This window comes from Bacillus sp. FSL W8-0223 (genome assembly GCF_038006805.1).
Lineage (GTDB): Bacteria > Bacillota > Bacilli > Bacillales > DSM-4216 > Bacillus_O > Bacillus_O smithii.
The window spans coordinates 1,740,019-1,760,027 of sequence record NZ_JBBOVX010000001.1; the positions used below are offsets into that span (position 1 = coordinate 1,740,019).

At 36.9% G+C, this 20,009-nt stretch carries 14 protein-coding genes and 2 pseudogenes; 12 read left to right on the forward strand and 4 right to left on the reverse strand.

Features of this window, described 5'->3' with window-relative positions; translation table 11 throughout:
• Positions 1–511 precede the first annotated feature (511 nt).
• From NST81_RS08535 to NST81_RS08555, 5 genes are all read left to right on the forward strand, one after another.
• Complete coding sequence (locus tag NST81_RS08535; protein ID WP_270583792.1) at positions 512–1,213, forward strand: response regulator transcription factor; 702 nt, start codon at positions 512–514, stop codon at positions 1,211–1,213.
• Complete coding sequence (locus NST81_RS08540) at positions 1,210–2,181, forward strand: HAMP domain-containing histidine kinase (protein WP_341029380.1); 972 nt, start codon at positions 1,210–1,212, stop codon at positions 2,179–2,181. The genes NST81_RS08535 and NST81_RS08540 overlap by 4 nt, the downstream gene beginning before the upstream one ends.
• A gap of 108 nt (positions 2,182–2,289) precedes the next feature.
• Positions 2,290–3,060 carry an ABC transporter ATP-binding protein gene (locus NST81_RS08545; protein WP_270583793.1) on the forward strand — a complete coding sequence of 257 codons (771 nt, stop codon included), beginning with the start codon at positions 2,290–2,292 and terminating at the stop codon, positions 3,058–3,060.
• Positions 3,035–4,954 (forward strand): ABC transporter permease, encoded by a 1,920-nt coding sequence (locus NST81_RS08550; protein ID WP_328203076.1) that lies wholly within the window; start codon positions 3,035–3,037, stop codon positions 4,952–4,954. Before NST81_RS08545 ends, NST81_RS08550 begins: the two co-directional genes overlap by 26 nt.
• A 425-nt stretch (positions 4,955–5,379) precedes the next feature.
• A complete protein-coding gene (locus tag NST81_RS08555) occupies positions 5,380–7,011 on the forward strand; it encodes a pyridoxal phosphate-dependent decarboxylase family protein (RefSeq protein WP_328203085.1) in 1,632 nt (543 codons plus the stop codon).
• A 716-nt stretch (positions 7,012–7,727) separates the two neighbouring features.
• Here the strand turns inward: NST81_RS08555 and NST81_RS17610 are convergent.
• Positions 7,728–8,696: a methyl-accepting chemotaxis protein gene (locus NST81_RS17610; protein ID WP_371836631.1), complete on the reverse strand. Its 969-nt coding sequence runs from the start codon at positions 8,694–8,696 to the stop codon at positions 7,728–7,730.
• A pseudogene (locus tag NST81_RS17615) lies at positions 8,670–9,635 on the reverse strand (HAMP domain-containing protein); the annotation flags it as partial. The pseudogene NST81_RS17615 and the gene NST81_RS17610, both read right to left, overlap by 27 nt.
• 339 nt (positions 9,636–9,974) lie before the next feature.
• Here NST81_RS17615 and NST81_RS08565 point away from each other — a divergent pair.
• From NST81_RS08565 to NST81_RS08575, 3 genes and pseudogenes are all read left to right on the forward strand, one after another.
• Positions 9,975–10,936: pseudogene (locus NST81_RS08565) on the forward strand (bile acid:sodium symporter family protein).
• Between the two features lie 73 nt (positions 10,937–11,009).
• The gene (locus NST81_RS08570) at positions 11,010–11,162 is read left to right on the forward strand and encodes a hypothetical protein (protein ID WP_328203836.1); all 153 of its coding nucleotides are present in this window, start codon (positions 11,010–11,012) and stop codon (positions 11,160–11,162) included.
• Between the two features lie 17 nt (positions 11,163–11,179).
• Positions 11,180–12,151 (forward strand): 2-hydroxyacid dehydrogenase, encoded by a 972-nt coding sequence (locus NST81_RS08575; RefSeq protein ID WP_328203834.1) that lies wholly within the window; start codon positions 11,180–11,182, stop codon positions 12,149–12,151.
• Positions 12,152–12,280: 129 nt separating this feature from the next.
• Here NST81_RS08575 and NST81_RS08580 read toward each other — a convergent pair whose 3' ends face one another.
• Entirely contained in the window at positions 12,281–13,642 is a 1,362-nt protein-coding gene (locus NST81_RS08580) for an IS1182 family transposase (RefSeq protein WP_003354354.1), read from the reverse strand.
• Between the two features lie 700 nt (positions 13,643–14,342).
• Positions 14,343–14,993 carry a hypothetical protein gene (locus NST81_RS08585; RefSeq protein WP_341029385.1) on the reverse strand — a complete coding sequence of 217 codons (651 nt, stop codon included), beginning with the start codon at positions 14,991–14,993 and terminating at the stop codon, positions 14,343–14,345.
• 31 nt (positions 14,994–15,024) lie between these two features.
• Between NST81_RS08585 and NST81_RS08590 the strand changes: the two genes are divergently transcribed.
• The 4 genes from NST81_RS08590 (at position 15,025) to NST81_RS08605 (ending at position 19,718) form a co-directional block, all read left to right on the forward strand.
• The gene (locus tag NST81_RS08590) at positions 15,025–15,225 is read left to right on the forward strand and encodes a hypothetical protein (RefSeq protein WP_327805725.1); all 201 of its coding nucleotides are present in this window, start codon (positions 15,025–15,027) and stop codon (positions 15,223–15,225) included.
• A 554-nt stretch (positions 15,226–15,779) separates the two neighbouring features.
• Entirely contained in the window at positions 15,780–16,184 is a 405-nt protein-coding gene (locus NST81_RS08595; RefSeq protein ID WP_003352883.1) for a (deoxy)nucleoside triphosphate pyrophosphohydrolase, read from the forward strand.
• Between the two features lie 148 nt (positions 16,185–16,332).
• Positions 16,333–19,224, forward strand: coding sequence for a DEAD/DEAH box helicase (locus NST81_RS08600; RefSeq protein ID WP_341030478.1), 2,892 nt, complete (start codon positions 16,333–16,335; stop codon positions 19,222–19,224).
• A gap of 260 nt (positions 19,225–19,484) precedes the next feature.
• Positions 19,485–19,718 (forward strand): ATP-binding cassette domain-containing protein, encoded by a 234-nt coding sequence (locus tag NST81_RS08605; RefSeq protein ID WP_278898843.1) that lies wholly within the window; start codon positions 19,485–19,487, stop codon positions 19,716–19,718.
• Positions 19,719–20,009: the final 291 nt, after the last annotated feature.

Genomic DNA, 20,009 nt, shown 5'->3' on the forward strand with positions numbered 1-20,009 from the left:
CGTTTCTCGAAGATTCGTCATACCAATTCCATCGACATGACCTGAATCGATATACTGCTTGTTGCCTTCTCAACGATTTCCCCTTTTTGATGAAAAAATGACACCAGAAGTAGTAGCTTGGTGTGTCGTAATAACTTTTGATCAAAAATAATTCCTTCTTAAAGACGTTCTTCTCAGTTGTTGTGAAAAAACATCCTTATTCCATTTCAGCCATCCGTTACTAAAAAACAAAACCCTCCCTTCAAACCTATTTTTATATTTTTTTACAATTTAAGCAATCCTTTATTTAAATGGATAAAACCATATTTTTTTCACAAAAAATTGATCATGGAAGGATGATGGCTAGTCAAGAGGTAAGTGTAGTATTCAATCATTTGACAAGTAATTTTTTACTATAGATAACGATTTATTATACCTTAATTTGCTACTAAGAAAACCAGACAATCGATTTCCATTTTCATTCGTTTTTGACATTTTGATACAATCATAGTAGGGAAAAAGGGGGGTTTTCATGTTTAAAATATTGATTGTAGAAGATGACATCCAACTGGTTCGTCTACTTGAAAAGCATCTACATAAATTCAACTTTGATACAAAATCAATAGAAAATTTTGAAACAGTCAAAGCTCAATTTGAACAATATGATCCACATCTTGTTCTTTTAGATGTGAACCTGCCTAAATTTGACGGGTATTATTGGTGCCGTCAAATTCGCACCATTTCCACTTGTCCCATCTTATTTATTTCTGCACGCGACAGCAAGATGGACCAAGTCATGGCACTGGAAAATGGAGCGGATGATTATATTACAAAGCCCTTTGATTATGAAATTGTGACGGCTAAAATCAATAGTCAATTAAGACGCGCCTATGGGCCGTATGCCCATTCTAACAATGAACGAATGGTGATTGTGTCGGGTTTAAAGCTGGATCTGGAACGTTTGTTGCTTTCTTTAGAGGATCAAACTATTGATCTAAGTCTCACGGAAGCCAAAATATTGGATGAATTGATGAAAAAAGCAGAGAAAGTCGTGAGCCGTGATCGACTATTAGAAAAAATTTGGGATGATCAAGCGTTTGTGGACGACAACACTTTAAATGTGTATGTCACACGGGTCCGGAAAAAATTAGCTTTATTACAGATTCATGATGCGATCGAAACCATTCGAGGCCAAGGATATCGATTCATGCCAAACTGGGAGACGAAAAAATGAAGCTTTTTATACGAGATCAACTGCCGCTCTTTTTTCTTTACTTCGTTCAATTGTTCGTGGTGACGTCCATTTACTGGCTGGATGGTTATCATCATTTGACGATTAGTTTATATGCGATCTTTCTCAGTACTTGTCTTTTGATCGCCTATCTTTGCTACCGATATTGGATGAATCGTTCTTTTTATCAACGATTAGAAAAGCCGTTGACTTCAATGGAAGATTTTACGAGCGAATGGCAGCGATCCCCTCTATCTGAAAGTTTACATCAACTTCTCATCAGCCAATTCGATCATTATAAAAGAGATTTACATAACTATAAATATAAGCTGGAAGATCATGTACAATTTATTCATCAATGGGTACATCAAATGAAGACTCCTATATCCGTTATTCATTTAATTATTCAAGATGAGGATGATGTTCGTTTTCGGGCCATTGGTGATGAGCTCGATCGTTTAAAAAAAGGATTGGAAATGGTTTTATACACGGCTCGTTTAGATTTATTTGAACACGATTTTTATGTAGAAACGATTCAATTGGAAAAAATGGTCCGTTCAGTTACATCCAGTCAAAAACGTCTTTTTATTCGAAAACACGTTTTTCCTTCGATAGAAATCCCTGAAAACTTGACTATAATCACTGATGAAAAATGGCTGTCTTTTGTTTTGACACAACTGATCACAAATGCTGTAAAATATACGATTCATGAAAATCGAAAAGTATATTTTCGCGGATTGAAACAGGGCCGTCATATCATTTTGGAAATACAAGATGAAGGGGTGGGAATACCCGAAAGCGATTTGCCCCGTGTTTTCGAACCATATTTCACTGGCGAAAATGGTCGTCATTTCCAAGAATCCACGGGAATGGGTCTCCATTTAGCGAAACAAATTTGTGAAAAATTGGGCCACCGTATTGAAATAGAATCGAAAGTGGGTCAAGGAACGACGGTTCGAATTCTCTTCTAGCAATCAGAAACCTTACAAAACTGTAAGTCAACTGTAATCTTACGAAATGGTGAGGAAGCGGGTTTCTCGATAAAATGAAGATACCAATGATCAGGGAGTGCATTCGAAATGTCGATTTTAGAAGTGAAACATTTAGAAAAAATTTATGAGGGCAAAGTAGCCTATAAAGCGTTAAATAACATTCATTTTTCTGTTGAAAAAGGCGAATTTGTTGGCATTATGGGGCCATCTGGAAGCGGGAAAACCACTCTTTTAAATGTGATCGCCACCATTGATCGCCCTACAGCGGGTGAAATTTTCATTAATGGGAAAAACCCCCACACTTTAAGTCGAAAGGAGACGGCGCTGTTTCGAAGACATGAGCTTGGTTTTGTGTTCCAACACTTTAACTTGCTCGATACTTTAACTGTGGAGGAAAACATAGTATTGCCGCTAACCCTTGACGGCGTCAGTGTACGTGAAATGAAAAAAAGACTTGAGGTCGTTAGTGAGAAACTAGGAATCCAATCTATTTTAAAGAAGAGAACGTATGAAATATCAGGTGGTCAACAACAGCGAACAGCGATTGCCCGTGCCATCATTCACAAACCTTCTTTGATTTTGGCTGATGAACCGACAGGAAACTTAGATTCGAAGTCTTCCAAAGATGTAATGGAAATGCTGACAAAGATCAATGAACAGGATGGCGCTACTTGTTTGATGGTGACGCATGATGCTGTGGCCGCCAGCTATTGTCATCGCGTGATTTTTATTAAAGATGGACAACTTTATAATGAAATTTACCGCGGCGATAACCGCCAAACTTTTTTCCAAAAAATTATCGATATGCTTTCTTTATTAGGGGGGGACAGTCGTGAACTTTCCACAGTTCGTCTATAGAAATGTCACCCGAAACAAAAGAACGTATGCCGCTTATTTTTTCAGCAGCGCCTTTTCTGTTTTGATCTTCTTTGTGTATGCTTTGTTTATTTTTCATCCTGGAATCAAAAAAGGCGTCACTGCCATAACGGCGGTGGAATTAATGAAAGCAGCGGAAATGATCATGTACGTATTTTCTTTCTTATTTGTACTTTATTCTGTCAGTACCTTTCTAAAATCCCGTAAAAAAGAATTTGGAATTTTGATGATGCACGGGATGACAAAGGGACAATTGGTTTCTATGGTTTTTCTGGAAAATATGCTGATTGGAATCGGCGCGATCATTACAGGAATTATTATTGGCCTCATTACTGGAAAATTGTTTTTAATGATTGGATCGAATATGTTTGGAATGGAATCTTTGCCGTTTTACGTTTCTCCAAAAGCATTGTTCTTGACGATTGGAGCCTTTTTCGTTTTATTTTTCTGTATTTCCTTATTCACTACCATACTCGTTCAAGTCAACAAACTGATTGATCTATTCCAAGCAGGAGAAAAGCCGAAAAAAGAACCAAAAGTATCCAAACTTTTATCGCTATTCGCAGCTATTCTTTTAACGGTTAGTTATTACTTGGCCGCAACGACAACGATAGGAAACATGATGTCTCGAATATTGCCGGTCATTGGAATGACTATTGTCGGAACTTATTTTTTCTACACACAACTTTCTGTTTTTATTACAAAATTATTGCAAAAGAATCGATCTTTCTTTTGGAAAAAAACGAATATTATTACGATTTCAAGTTTAGCTTATCGTTTAAAAGACAATGCCCGCATGTTTTTTATGGTCACCATCGTTTCCACTGTGGCATTTTGCGCAATTGGGACACTCGCATCCATGAATGTAATGAATCGCCAATTTCAAAAAGATAATCCCGTTGCCGTCAGCTATCTTGCATTGGATCGATCACCAGTGCATCAACAGCATTTACAGCAGATCGAAAAGGATTTTCAAAAGAAGCATCTACACTACAAAAAATTTCAATTGCCAGTCAAAATCGTAAAAATGAAGACTTTTGATCAAACATCGTCTTCACGTTCAACGGAGCAGCTGTTACCGGTTCTTTCTTTTTCACAATATAAAAAATTGTCTAAGTTGGCAGGGCTGGATGTTCGAGAAAAACCGCTGGCTGGGAACAAAGCACGCTCTTTGTCATCATCAACTTCTTTTCGAATCAAGCCGAAAACGAAAACATATGCGATCCCGCAGCAAAATTTAACATGGAAAGATTTAACGTACACGAAAAATGCGGTTTTTCCTTTTCAGTTTTTTCATGAAGGCTTGGTTGTCAGCGATGAGTTATATCCTAAAATCAAACCTGTTAAGTGGGAAACTTTCACAGGCTATTACACAAAGCGGTTTGAAAAAACGGAAGGAATTGCCGATCGTTTAGTAAACAACGGTTTCGCCATTCCTGATGAAAAAGGGCCTTACTCCATGATGGTCAGCGGTACTATTTATGCCAACCAGATGAGTATGTACAAAACGATGCTATTTGTAGCTTTATTGATTGGAACAGTCTTTTTCGTCGCGGCAGGAAGCTTTTTATATTTCCGTTTGTACAGTGATTTGGACTATGACAGACGACAATATTTAACCATTAAAAAAGTCGGTTTGACCGACCAAGAATTGAATCAAATCGTCACTCGTCAAATGGCGCTGCTGTTCTTTGTCCCCATTGTCGTCGCCTGTATTCATAGCGCCTTCGCTTTTATGGCTTTGCAAAGTTTTTATATCTTATCCATTGCTAGAGAAATGATCATCGTATTAGCATGTTTTTTCATCGCCCAAGTCATCTATTTCTTAATCATTCGCTCGCGTTATTTGCGAAATCTGAAAAAATCGCTGATTTAATCATAATTGTGCGGAAGCCTCCATTTGAATGGGGGCTGTTTGTATGTCTATATGAAATATGCATTTCTTAAAGCAGTTAAGATTCCATTTATTTTGCCATCTAAATTCTTTATTTTTCTAGCCGATAAAAAGAATGTGGCGCCATACGGTTTAAAGGACAGCTTCGAATCTAATTTTAAATCTAAAACTCCCCTCTTTTTCATTCAAACCCTTTCTTAAAAAATTAAGGATTGGGCTATCTAAAAGCAAAAGGATAATGAAGAAAAGGGGAGATTAAAACCGGCTGTCAGCTCTTAGATTGAGACATATTCAGGCAAGCAGCTGGTAACAAGAGCGGGAGAGCGTTTTTGAATCGAGGTTATTCGCCATAGATCGCTGATACTAACATTATGAATGGACAATCGGAGGATTTGCAAATGACTAACATGAATCAACTGCAACAATTATTTCCTAGTGCTGATGGAAATGAGGAACAACGAAAAAAAATTTTAGAATATATCAATACTATTTTTACTAAAATCGATGAATTAAAAGATCCTTCCAAATTAACTTTAGGAGAAATGCCCAATTACACAAAAGATTATTATAATCGTGTGATCAAAGAGGCCAATGTACCGAAAAAAGGATTGCCAATGGAAGTAACGATTACGGAACTGATTGATCTGGCAAAAGGTCACCGTTTTGTGAATAGCAATTATGTAGCAAATGTATCACCACTGCCAAATATAGCCAGTATTTTAGGCAACTTAGTCATGGTTCTGCTAAATGGAAATGCCCTTTGGGATGTAGAGGGTTCAGGTGCAGCTAAAGCGGAAGTTATGGTGACGAGCATGCTGTCCAAAATGGTAGGGTATGACGAAAATACAAGTGCCGGATACGCAACGTGGGGAGGACAAGGAGCGGTCTTTCATTCATTACGAATCGCGATTTCTCGGCAATTTCCGGAATCGAATAAAGAAGGGGTTCCTAAAAACATATTTTGTTTCTGCTCCGAATTATCTCATTACAGTCTTTATAAAGCAGCAGAAGCAACAGGTATAGGTGTCAACAACATGATTCGTGTGAAGGTAAATGATGACCATTCCATGAATTTAGAAGATTTGAAGCTCAAAATGGAACAAGGGATCTCTGAAGGTGGAATACCGGTTTATGTCCTCGCGACTATGGGTACAACAGACACCTTTGGTATAGACGATATTGAAGGTATAAAGGCCATCACTAGCGAATTAGAGCAAAAATACAACTTAAAACCCATTTATATCCATGCCGACTCTGCTATGGGGGCTATGTACACATTCTTTAATGAATATGATTTTGTGAAGAATCCATTAAAATTCGAAGATCGTGTTTCTTTAGTTTTAAAAAGATACCAACAAAAATTAAAAAGTATACATTTAGCGGACAGTATGGTCTTTGATTTTCATAAAATGGGCCAAACCCCTTACATATCAAGTTTATTTCTGTTAAAAAACAGGGAAGATTTAAGGTTTGTAGACTTAGATGCTTCTGAAACGCCTTATGTCGGCAATAGAGGGTATGGAAGTTATCATACAAGCTACACGCTGGAATGTTCTCGTATGGGTAGTGCCATTACTATATATGCTTCACTGTTATCGATGGGGATTGAAGGCTACCAGTCACTGTTGGCCAACTATATTCGTGTGAACATAGCTTTTAGAGAATCTTTGCTAAGAGAGTTTGCCAATGTAGCTGTGACAAACGAAATAGCGCCAGTGACAACTTTTAGATTTTATCCGAACAAAGTTCTTTGGAAAGAAGAACTAGGAGGGAAATTAACAAAAGACGAAGTAGTGGCCATTAATGAATTTAATAGTGGATTTGCTGAATTAATCGGCGCCGACAGAGACAGGATCTATTTTGGCAATACATCCAAACAAAGATTAATTCCTGTTCGTGATAAGACCAAAAGGCTACCTGTTTATGCACACAAATTCTTCTCCATTTCACCATATACGACAATGGAAGAAGTAGACAAATATATAACCTTTTTGAAGGAACACATGAATATTTATCAGAAATCTCTATTTCTAGTATGATATTGTAGAGATAATGAATGGAAAAGAATCCAAATGAAGCGAAAAACCGATAGGGGATATGCATATCGGTTTTTTATGTGCGCCCGGCATGTACATGAACTATAGGGTGTAAGTCCCGAACCCCGAAGACAGAAGTAGAGGTTAGCCAAGAGCAAGGGTGTCCGTGGTGACGCGGAATCTGAAGGAAGCTGGAGGCAAAACACCGGTCCGAGGAACACGAACCTCATATAAGGCTAGGTATGATGGAGTGAGTTTGCATAACAAAACAAAGCTCTTTCTGTCGAAGGTCATATCGAGTAAATGAGGCGGATAGATGGTGTGAAAGTGCATGTACTTACCCGGGGAGGTCTGGCGGATATGTGAAGTACTCTTCATAACCTACTTAGTGATAAGTAGCTGAACCGTCAGAAGTCAGCAGAGGTCATAGTATTAGTTGGTCTAGAACAACTAAGAAGGACCGAACAATTAAGAGAGAATAGCCCTTGGTATTCAGTGAGTCATGATGAACACAGAAAACGTAGTACCTCACTTGAGGGAGGAAGCGGTGAATCCCGTGGGAGACCTCTTGGAGGGTGGAGTGACCACTGGCATAAAGAGAACAGCTATTCACGGAAGTTATAAAGACTTGCGTCAATTATCTTAATTGAACCGCCGTATACGGAACCGTACGTACGGTGGTGTGAGAGGACGGGAGTTAATCGCTCCCTCCTACTCGATTATGCTTTAAATTTAGTAATCATGGATTGCAAATCGTGTGCTAACTCATTTAATTCTCTAGAAGCTTCGTATAATTGATTGATGGATTCTAATTGTTGTCCAGTGCTTTCTTCTATTTCACGAGTGAAGTTTGAGTTATTTTGTGCAATTGCTTCAAGGTCTTTGACAGATGCCGTAACTTCTTCTGTTCCGGCAGAAATCTCTTGAGATGCGACTGAAACACCTTCGATTTGACTAGAAATTTGGTTTGCAATCTCTTTAATTTTAAAGAAAAGTTCTCCGGTTGTTTGAGCAATTTCGGTTCCTTTTTCTGCTTCAGCTGTTCCATGCTCCATAGCGGAAACAGCGTTGTTGGTTTCATTTTGGATCTCCTCAATGATTTTGGCAATTTTCTCAGTAGAATGGTTAGACTCTTCCGCCAACTTTCTGACCTCTTCCGCTACGACCGCAAACCCTTTACCGTGTTCGCCTGCGCGAGCCGCTTCAATCGCAGCGTTAAGAGCTAATAAATTCGTTTGGCTTGAAATATTGGTAATGACTTCGAGAATACCGGTAATTTCGTTTGAACGTTTTTGTAGCGAAGTGATCACATGACTGGATTGTTTTACAGTGTCATTAATGATTCTCATTTGTGAAATGACTTCATTGATTGCGTCTAGACCATTTATTGCGTAATCTTCCATACGTTTAGATACGGTAGAAACATCTTGAGCTGATTGTGCGATCGTGTTGATTTCAGTCGCGATTTGTTCGATAGCTCCTGCTGATTCTGTCACTGATACTTCTTGTACTTGGATCCCATCGATCATTTGTTTAATGTTATTACTGATGATGACAGAGTGATCTTTCGATTGTTCCGTAACTTTTGATGCTAATTCGGATGATTGTAATAAGGTATCAGAGGTTTGTCTCATTTTCCCAATCATTGATTTTAATTCGGACGCCATTTCATTGAATGCTTCATTCATTTTCCCTAAATCATCTTCTCTGGTAGGAAGTTGAATATCAAGATTTCCGCTTCTCATTTCGTTAATCCCCGTTAATAACTGTTTTAAGGGTTTGAAGCTTCTGCGACTAACCCATACATGAATAAGAATGATCACGATAATGGCAGGTATCAGAATCAACAATGAGTTAAGCAAAAATTTTTCCGTTCCATCCTTCACCATGCTCGCATCCACGTCTACTCCAAAGAACGCCCATACGTTCCCTGTACTGTCTTTAATGGGATAGAGCACGGTCACCCAAGTTCCGAATTGGTCTTCATACACATCCGAAACGGTTATTTTTTTTGTTTTATTTAATTCTTTAATCGGTTTAGCGATCGTTTTCGGTTGTTCATATAAATCACCGACGTTGATTCCGTTTTTTTGTAATCCTTCTTTTATATTTGTGGGTGTCGCAATAATAGCGGATTGATTTTTTTGATTCAGTTTGGTTCCCATTATATATGCTTGGGCAACATTTGGATTGTCACTCGAAATTTTGTCAAAAAAAGCGGTTAATTTTCTTTGGGTTTTACCATTGAAATCTTTTTCGTATGCAGCTTTCTCAACCAGAGAGGGATCAATTTCGTTTCCCCAACGTTGTGCAATATTCGTTGCTTGCTTCTCCATTTCTTTTGTCAATACTTCGTTTTGAATGGATAAACTTGAAAGGATAAGTATGGTTCCGACTAATAGGATGAGTGCTGTGGTTGCAACGATGGATTTTGTTGCAAATGAAAGTTTTTTAAATTGGTTTAAAGATAACTTTCTAAAAATATTCATGTTGAAATCTCCTTTTCTTTTTCTTTTTCTATAGCTTATATCGGTCATTTCAAAGAAAGTTATAGGGATAGAACAATAAAACGTGTTTTTCGTCTGCCAATGAGAATTTGAAAAAATAGGGGGAATAAAGAAATTCATAATCGTAAGAGATAATGCGAAGAATGCCGATAAGTTATTTTGCAGCCTACATTCGTTGCGATAAAGCTATTGTTCTAAAATAATCAATTGTAAGTGGGGATAATGGATAAATCCGAAGGCACCTACAATATGTACTGGACCTTCCTCAATCTTGTATCGATTAAAAGGAGATGCATGCAGAAAAACTAAAAACGTTCTTTGTATGCGACAGTTTTTTTATTATTAAGAAAGCGAAAGTGAAGAAATCGATAGTAAAATTGTAAAATATAAAAAATTCTGATAACATACTATCTAGCTAATTATCAAATCACTAGAAATGAGAATGAGGTGGCTATCATCATGTTATTTATCGAAAAAATTAGTTCTTTTGCAGGGAAAACCTTTACGTTTTGGGTTATTCTTTTTTCCATTATTGCTTATATTTTCCCAGATCATTTCAAATGGATCGGAGCCTATGTCGTTCCGTTGTTAGGAATTGTCATGTTCGGGATGGGACTCACATTATCCGCAGCTGATTTTAAAGAAGTATTTCGTCGGCCAAAATATGTAGCGTTAGGTGTTAGTGCCACTACATTATCATGCCGGGATTGGCTTTCTTATTGGCCTGGGGATTAAATCTGCCGCCGGAAGTGGCTGTTGGCGTCATCTTGGTAGGATGCTGTCCAAGTGGAACGGCATCGAATGTGATGGTGTTTCTAGCAAGAGGGGATGTGGCCCTCGCTGTGTCGATCGCATCGGTTTCAACCATTCTAGCACCGATTGTTACTCCGTTGCTTATTTTGCTACTGGCAAGCAAGTGGGTAGACATCAATATGTGGTCATTATTCGTCTCTATTATTCAAGTGGTGATTATTCCATTGGCACTCGGATTTGTCATTAGGAAATTCTTTGGCAAGCAGGCGGAAGCAAGTGCAAAGGCGCTGCCGCTAGTATCTACCATTGCGATCGTTATGATTGTAGCAGGTGTAGTAGCAGACAGTCACGATAAGCTGGCCACCACAGGTCCGCTCATTTTTGCTGTCGTTATCTTGCATAATGTGCTCGGCTTTTTGCTGGGATTTTTGCTTGCTCGTCTATTCGGAATGGATTTAGCCAAACAAAAGGCTGTGGCGATGGAAGTAGGAATGCAAAATTCGGGATTGGGTGTCGCCATTGCAACCGTTAATTTTTCGCCAATAGCGGCTGTGCCTAGTGCGATTTTTAGCGTCTGGCATAACATCTCCGATTCCATTCTCGCAACGATTTTCAGACGCATGGGAGAGAAAAAAGAACAAATATCAGAATTAACAATAAGTAAGTAAACATTTTTTCTATTCATTTGCGAAAGAACGTCAACCGGGAGATCTTATTGTAGGAGATGAGGATGGTCTCATAGTGGTCCCGGCAGAGATTCTGAATAAAGTAAAAACACAGTCTCAAAAAGAGAAAGAGTTTTTTCAATCCATAGAAGAAGGAACCGTAGACAGAAGCTGGATGGATATTGCCTTAAAAGAAAAAGGCTGTGAAATTTACGATACATCTTTATGAAATGATGGAGGTAGTCAATGAAACCGAAAGTTTATATCACGAGGAGAATTCCTGAACCATTCATAAACCGGTTAAGTCTTATTTGCGATGTGCGAATGTGGGAAAAAGAAGACATCCCTGTACCGTATGAGATTTTAAAAAATGAAATAGAAGATATTGACGGTTTATTGTGCATGTTAACAGACAATATAGATGATTCGCTCATAAGAAAAGCAAAAAGGCTTAAAATCATTGCTAATATGGCCGTCGGTTATAATAATATCGATATTAACAGCGCAACCAATCATGGTATTATGGTCACTAATACACCGGACGTTTTAACAGAGACGACGGCGGATTTAACGTTTGGCCTATTGATCGCAACAGCACGTCGTCTCATCGAGGCATCTGATTATTTAAAAAATGGGAATTGGAAATCATGGTCTCTCATGCAATTAACGGGGCAAGATGTATATGGATCCACTCTAGGCATCATCGGATTAGGGCGGATTGGCGAGGCTTTAGCAAAAAGAGCAAAAGGTTTTGACATGGAAATTTATTATTTTAACAGAAGGCGTAAATACGAAAAAGAAAAGGAATTAGGCGTTCAATATGCTCCGCTTAAAGAGCTTCTGAAAATATCGGATTTCGTTTGTATTATGACCCCTTATACCCCGGAAACGAAAAATTTAATCGACTATGAACAACTTTCTTTGATGAAAAAGAATGCGATCCTCATCAATACGGCAAGGGGAGGCATTGTGAATGAAACAGCTTTGTATCACGTTTTAAAAAACGGGGGAATTGCAGGAGCGGGTTTAGATGTCTTTGAAGAGGAGCCTGTATCTTTAGATAATCCCCTTTTAACTTTACCGAATGTCGTCGCCCTTCCGCATATAGGCAGCGCCAGCACTGCGACCAGAATGAAAATGGCTGATCTTGCCGTAACGAATTTAATAGCCGGTGTTCAAAACGAAAAACCTAAAAATCTGGTAAATTGTATACGGTAAAAATGAATCGCCACTTACGATGGAAGTGGTCAGAGTGTAGACAAAAGGCATCCGAATGTGCGCTTTCGGATGCCTTTTGTCACTTTTATGCTTTCAAATGTTTGGAATAGACCCCTCCAGGGGTCTATTTTATGTTATTGCTGGACTTTTCCATGTCCAGCAAGCCATCTTTTTCAAATTCATTGCAGCAAAAGTTAGCATCGCCTGCATGGACAATTTTTTTAGACCTCTTAAGGTTGTCCAACGCATACCATGCTTTTCCTTTGCATCAGCAAAAACACGTTCAATGGTTTCTTTCCGTCTTGCATAAATGCTCTTATTCTCTTGTGTATGCCGAAGATGATCAGCTTCCTCTAAATAAAATTCCCATACATGTCGCTGAATCAGTTTTTTATGCTCCTTACTTTGGGTGCACTTCGAGAGGAATGGACAATCTTTACACTGGACTGGATCAGAAAAATATTGACGATAGCCTTCCTTCGTCGTAGTTGCATATTTTAACACTTGTCCTTGCGGACAAAGATAACAATCGTAGTATTCATCGTAAACATACTCATGTTTTTTGAAATAACCATCCTTTGTACGAGGGCGAGTATAAGGTAAAGCAGGGGTCATATCATTTTCAAATATGTATTGGGCAACGGCGGGAGTTTTATATCCAGCGTCAGCAGCAACTACAACCGGTTTTCCATGTTTTTCTATGACTTTTTCAAGAAGTGGCTCCAATACGGAACTGTCATGAATATTCCCTGGCGTTACAATAGCCCCCAAAACAAAGCCATTTCGATCCGCAGCAGCATGGAATGAGTAAGCAAACTGTTTTGTTCGCTCGTCTTTTACGTAGTAACCACTTTCCGGATCAGTGGTACTTTCTTTTATTTCTTTATATTCTTCTTTCCCAAATTTATCTGGAGGAAATGGCTTTTTTCCATGTGCTTCTCGATCAGCATTTATCTCATCTTGTAGACGTGCTTGATAGGCTTTCGTTTCTTTTCGAACCACTTTCTTCACAAATTTATGCTTATTCGCACTCGCTTTGACATGAGTAGAATCAATAAAGACATGCTCACTGCTTATCAGCTTCTTATCTGCAGCTTCTTTCAAAATGCGATAGAATATCTGTTCAAATAAGTCTGTATCCTTAAAGCGTCGCTCGTAGTTTTTCCCAAACGTTGAAAAGTGAGGTACCTTATCATAAAAACCAAATCCAAGAAACCAACGGTAAGCCAGATTCGTTTCGATTTCCTCTATAGTTTTTCGCATGGAACGAATACCGAAGGTATATTGGATGAAAGCCATTTTAATCAATACAACTGGATCAATACTTGGTCGACCTCTTTCCGATGAATACATGTCTTGAACAAGCGAATAGATAAATGAAAAATCAATAGCAGCGTCGATTTTACGAACCAAATGATCTGCAGGTACAAGTTGGTCTAAAGCTATCATTTCTATTTGATCACGATTCATCTGTGTATTTTTTGTTAGCACTTCATCCACCTCAATTCATTACGGTATCTTAATTATACAAAAAAAGACTGTCGGCAAATCCGGTTTTTTCGGATTTGTCGACAGTCTGGCCACTTACGATGGAAGTGGTGATTCATACATATTTTCATAATTAAAATGTGGATCCAATCTTTCGGATCCGTTTTTTGTGATGATAAAAATGGAAAACAAAGCATATAATAAACAAAATGATGAATGAAAGCAGGCGGATACATGCTAAAAATGATTGACTTGTATAGGAAGCATTTAAGTGGCGAAACGTTTAAGGGGCTAAGCGAAATGAATTTGGATCATTTTCCCATTAAAAATCCTGCCGATCTTGCCGGGTCATCGCTAGTATTACAGCATATCGTTAAAAAACATTTGATGCTACGCCAATCATGAAAGGCACAAAAACAAAACAACCCGCTATGGAAGCGGGGCCAAGGTTTCATCATTTTAACGGCTATTGATAATTTTTTTGACCAAAGGATCATTTTTATCGACCCGGACAAGTTTGATTGTGCTACTCATAACATAACCTGTTTTTTTGCTGGCAGACGCCCTCTGCAATTTTCGTGCTGCACGTTCATTTACTGCCTTTGTACTGATTGGAGCTGTAGTTGACATAGACATCACACTCTTTTCTTTAATGTTGCGCGATAAATTATAAAGCGTAAAGAATTGCGGATACTCTTTTTCTTCAATTCTCCTTTGTCAATGCCACCATATATTCGATATTCTCAATGTTCCTTCCGACAACATTGTGTAACAGCAAAAACAAGGACCGGTCTAAAATATCGAAAGCATAAGTATAGATGCTGACGACTGTCACATATTCTTCATCGTTATAAGAGAATGAGTAAACGAGATAATTCTTTTTAAATAGGTTGTCTTGATTCTCTTTGTTACGCACAGCGGTTTCTTCCGATTCTTCAATCAAATCTTTTAATTTGTCAGGTGCATCTTGTTTTTCAAAAACTTTATATGAAAAAGAAGCATGAAGTGGATGGGTTTTATAACTTTCTTTTACTTCATAAAGAAAGTACTTTAGCACTTCTTTATACGGGAGGATATCTTCTCTTAAAAACGTAATCGTCGCACCCGCCATATCGTCACTTGATAATTTAGCCATAATTTGTGCTTTTAAAGCACTGATTTCAATATTTTCAATGGCTTCTTTTTCAACCTGAGCCACTTCAAATTCCATACTGAAAAACTTGAATCTTTTTAAATTTTTAAAAGCGACCGGGATCACAAGAAAGAACAACATCCAAATTATCAGTAAAAAGAGACCTTTAAAAATAATTTTATTAAAGTTCGATTCAACGATCGGTTTAATGAAAATGTTCATCCACGTATCTTTTGATTGGGGGGTGTTAGTATTGGAAGAGGACGTTACAGAAGGATCAGCATTATGGTTTGCTGATGAATTAGGAGTTGCGTTTACCGTAGTTTTAGGCTGTAGAAAGAATGATCGTGGATCGTCTTTCCATGTGTTCCATCCTAATATGGATAAAGAGATGATAATCTATCCGATAATCAATATAATGCCGAGCGCATATACATACGGGGTAACAAAATGAATCCATTGAAAGAACGTCCTTTTCTCGTGATCATCTTGCTGTTTTCCGAACATTGATTCACCAGCCTTTTCGATATCATTATTGCTCCTTTTATACCATATCTTGACAAAGTTTGGCTAAATAAACCAAATTTTTCCGTTAAAAATAATTGAATAAAATGAAGCAGAATTAGCCGTGGTCTCTTACCTTCGCAAATACACGAGTTTAATAGAGTTTTGCAGAAATGGTAAAGGTGAAGAAACTTTGGTGCTCTATGCCCGATGATGATAGTTTCACATTAAGGGTAAGTCCATGATTGTTAGGAATAAAAAGAATCATATGGATCAAGGAAATGAGAACTGAAATCATAAAGTAAAATTCATATGAATTCAAGATTTTTGATCTTATCAGAATTAATAGTGTTTTATCAGATATAGTGAGTGCTTGAATCACTTTTAATAAGAGAGATTGTGTTGTATAGTTGGAATGAATACCATCAATTTGACAAAGAATTTATAAATTCCGTATTTAATAGCGGTATAATTTGCATCAAGTTGACTTATAAGGAGGAGCTCATGAAAAAAGAAATTCACGTTGTCGGTGCAGTAATCATAAAAAATGGAAAAATTTTATGTGCACAAAGGGGACCAAGCAAATCATTACCTTATAAATGGGAATTTCCAGGAGGAAAAATCGAGGAAGGCGAGACTCCTCAACAAGCCCTGCAACGAGAAATACAAGAAGAGATGCTTTGCAAAGTAGAAATTGGAGATCAAATTGAATATACGGTGTATGAATATGATTTTGGAATTGTTCACTTAACGACATTTTATTGCACACTTATTGAAGGGGAACCCGTTTTAACAGAGCATGCTTCTATCAAATGGCTGCCAATAGAAGAATTGAAAACGTTGGATTGGGCACCGGCAGATGTTCCAGCGATTGAGAAGTTAACTAAAATATCATTATTAAATGAATAATTCATAATAAATGAGAAACAAAAAAGCTATTCTGATTTTCTGATTAGACATGAATAGCTTTTTTCAATTTCAACAATATTTGCACTTCAATATGACAAGAATTAAAATGAATAATAGATGATTGGCAGCAAGTGGTGATGGTGATAGAATGGGGAATTTTATACAAAACTTAGAAGCATCATTACATAAAGGATTTATCGATGAAAAGTATCATCAAATAGGGAGTTATAAACCTAAGCTTTTGGTTAATGATACGATCAAAAATGAGAATGTTTTAAATTCTTTATTAGAGGAACTCGAAAATTGTCGGTCCTTTATTTTTTCGGTGGCCTTTATTACAGAGAGTGGACTGGCAATGTTAAAATCTCATTTTCTTGATCTTAAATATAAAGGAATTAAAGGGCGTATTCTAACTTCTACTTTTTTAAATTTTAACCAGCCAAAAGTATTCAGAGAATTGATGAAGATCAAAAATGTCGAAGTGAGGTTAACCAATTTAAAAGGTTTTCACGCAAAAGGATACATATTTGAACACGATACGTATTATTCCTTAATTGTTGGGAGTTCTAATCTCACAGCACATGCCTTAAAAGTTAACTACGAATGGAATGTAAAACTAACATCACATGAAAACGGAGAAATTGTCCACCACTTCAAAAATCAATTTGAGGAAGTATGGGAAGAATCTCAAATATTGACTGAACAATGGATTGATCATTACGAAAAGACATATTCACAGAATGCAGACAAGAAAGCAACAGATCATGTGATCGAATTACCAACTCAATACAATAGGAATTCGATTAAAGATGCTTTAAAGATTGTTCCTAATAAAATGCAACGAGCCGCTTTAAAAGAAATTCAAGCTCTGCGTGAAGCTGGAAAAGATAAAGGAATAGTGATCTCAGCAACCGGAACGGGAAAAACCTATCTTTCTGCCTTTGACGTACGTAGTTTTGCTCCGAAACGTATGTTATTTATAGTTCACAGAGAGCAAATCTTACAAAAGGCAAAATCTGATTTTTATAGGGTTCTAGGAGGTCTAGAAAAAGATTTTGGCATTTTATCGGGTTCTTATAAGCAAACAGACGCTAAATATTTATTTGCTACGATCCAGACGATTTCAAAAGAAGAAATCTTGCACCAATTCGATCCTGAATGCTTTGATTATATTTTAGTGGATGAAGTTCACAAAGCGGGTGCCAAATCCTATCAAAAAGTCATTCATTATTTTAAACCTAAGTTTTTGTTGGGAATGACAGCTACACCTGAGCGGACGGATGATTTTAATATATTTCAATTGTTTGATCATAATATTGCCTATGAAATTCGTTTGCAAGAAGCATTAGAAGAAGATATGCTTTGTCCTTTTCACTATTATGGGGTAACAGACTTTAAATTTAATGGAGAGACAATAAACGATACCACAAAATTATCAAAGTTAGTTTCTGAAGAGCGTGTTAATCATATTGTCGAAAAGATTCAATACTATGGGTTTTCTGGTGACAAAGTAAGAGGGTTGATGTTCTGCAGCCGAAAAGAAGAAGCAGAAAAGTTATCTTCTTTATTGAATAAAAAAGGATTCAGAACAGTAACTTTAACAGGGGATCATTCTCAAGAAGAACGAATTCGTCGAGTAAATCAATTAGAAAATGGTTTACTGGATTATATTTTAACGGTGGATATATTTAACGAGGGCATTGATATTCCATGCATTAATCAAGTAGTTATGCTAAGACAAACAAAATCGAGCATTATCTTCATACAGCAACTTGGACGCGGACTCCGTAAGCATCCATCAAAAGAATTCGTTACGATCATTGATTTTATTGGCAATTATAAAAATAATTACTTAATTCCGATTGCTTTATCAGGCGACCAGTCGCTAAACAAAGACAATATTCGTCGACATATGACGGATACAAGCTATATAAAAGGTGTCTCAACAATAAACTTTGAAGAAATTGCCAAAAAACAAATTTTTAAAGCCATAAATAACAGCAATTTAACGTCAATAAAAATATTAAAAGAAGCCTTTATCGAGTTGAAAAATAGAATTGGCAGAATCCCATTTTTATATGATTTTGTTTCCGACCATTCAATTGATCCGGTTGTTATAGTAGAAAAGAATATGAACTACTATCAATTTTTATTAAAATTAAAGGAAAAAGTTCCTACATTATCAGATTATGAAAATAAAGTATTAACAATGTTTTCACTAGAAATATTGAATGGTAAACGACAGCATGAAATCATTTTATTAGATTTGTTACTTCGTCAAGAAAAAGTTGAATATGATGAATATCGTAAACGTTTAGCAGAGTCTAATTGTCGAATGGATGATGCGACAATTGTTTCCGTCCAACGCGTCTTTGATTTATCATTTTTCACCGAAAACACTAGAAAAAAATACGGAGATAAGCCAATTATTATTATTGATGAAGATAAACATTATAGGTTTAATGATTCAATTCGAGAGAGTATAAAGTCAAATGGATTTTTCAAAAAATTAGTAATGGACATTGTTCGAAGTGCAAAAGAAAAGAGCAAAGTTTATCAAAGCAGTCAACCGCTAACATTGTATAAAAAATATACAAGAAAAGATGTTTGCAAGCTGTTGAATTGGTTGAATGACGAAAGTTTTACCATGTATGGTTATAAGACAAAATACAATACGTGCCCAATATTTATCACTTACCATAAAAATGATGATATAGAGTCAAGTGTAGATTATGGTGATGAGTTTTTGAATCAAGAAGTATTAAAATGGTATACAAGAAGCAATAGAACGTTAGAATCAAAAGAAGTTAAAGCCATTATTGAAGCAGAAGAAAATAATATTGATATTCATATATTCGTAAAAAAAGATGATGATGAAGGAAGCGACTTTTATTATCTAGGCCAGGCGATTCCTGATAAGAAATCTGTTCAACAAACTGTAATGAAAGACAAAAATGATAAAGAAATTCCCGTTGTCTGTATGAACATGGTGATGGAGCAAAGCATCGATAATAAGCTTTATCATTATATTAAGAGTTGAACGTAAGAAGAAATGGTATACAAACGGATTATTTAGGATTATTTATTCCCTGCGGTTTTAGATTTGCCCATTTAACGAATTTTAGTTGTAAGTTAATGGATAGGGAGATGGGCAAGCGATTTCAGCAGAGCATTTGTTGATCCTGTTTAAGAAAGGGGGGTAATCACGAAATCTATTATCGAGCTGCAAGACATCACAAAACAATATAATGGCCAAACAGTTTTTGAGAATCTTTCTCTTCCATTAACGAAAAACAAATTATGGCTCTTGTGGGGAAAAATGGTTCAGGAAAAAGTACGGTGTTAAAAATGATAGGTGGCTTCATAAAGCCGGACAGCGGTAAAATCTCTCAATATAATGCCCCCTTAGGTGGAGGCCCAAAAATCTCGATGCAAAGCAATACGACCAATGGAACTTGGAGTTACAACAATGTCTATTACAAAAAGAAGGGGTGTTTTTCTCTTTGCCGACTTATAAGGGAAAACGTTGGTTAAGAGCTGTTTTATTAAATCCTTTTACCCCAATCTCCACTATCCAAAAAATTTTTAAAAGGGTAGATGATTTTTATATCCATTATCAAAGTTACAAATCTTAATGGAGCTATTCCGAGAAAATTAGTGCTGGAACTATCTAACCGCCACCTGTTGTGAAGCCAGCTTCAAAGTGAGCTAAACTTGATTTTTCATAATCTTTCATTGGTTGTCTGCGAACATTTGTTTCTGTAAAGTCGTTAGGCTTAACAGATTGACCATGTTGATGAAAGAGTTTTTTGCAACATATGTTTT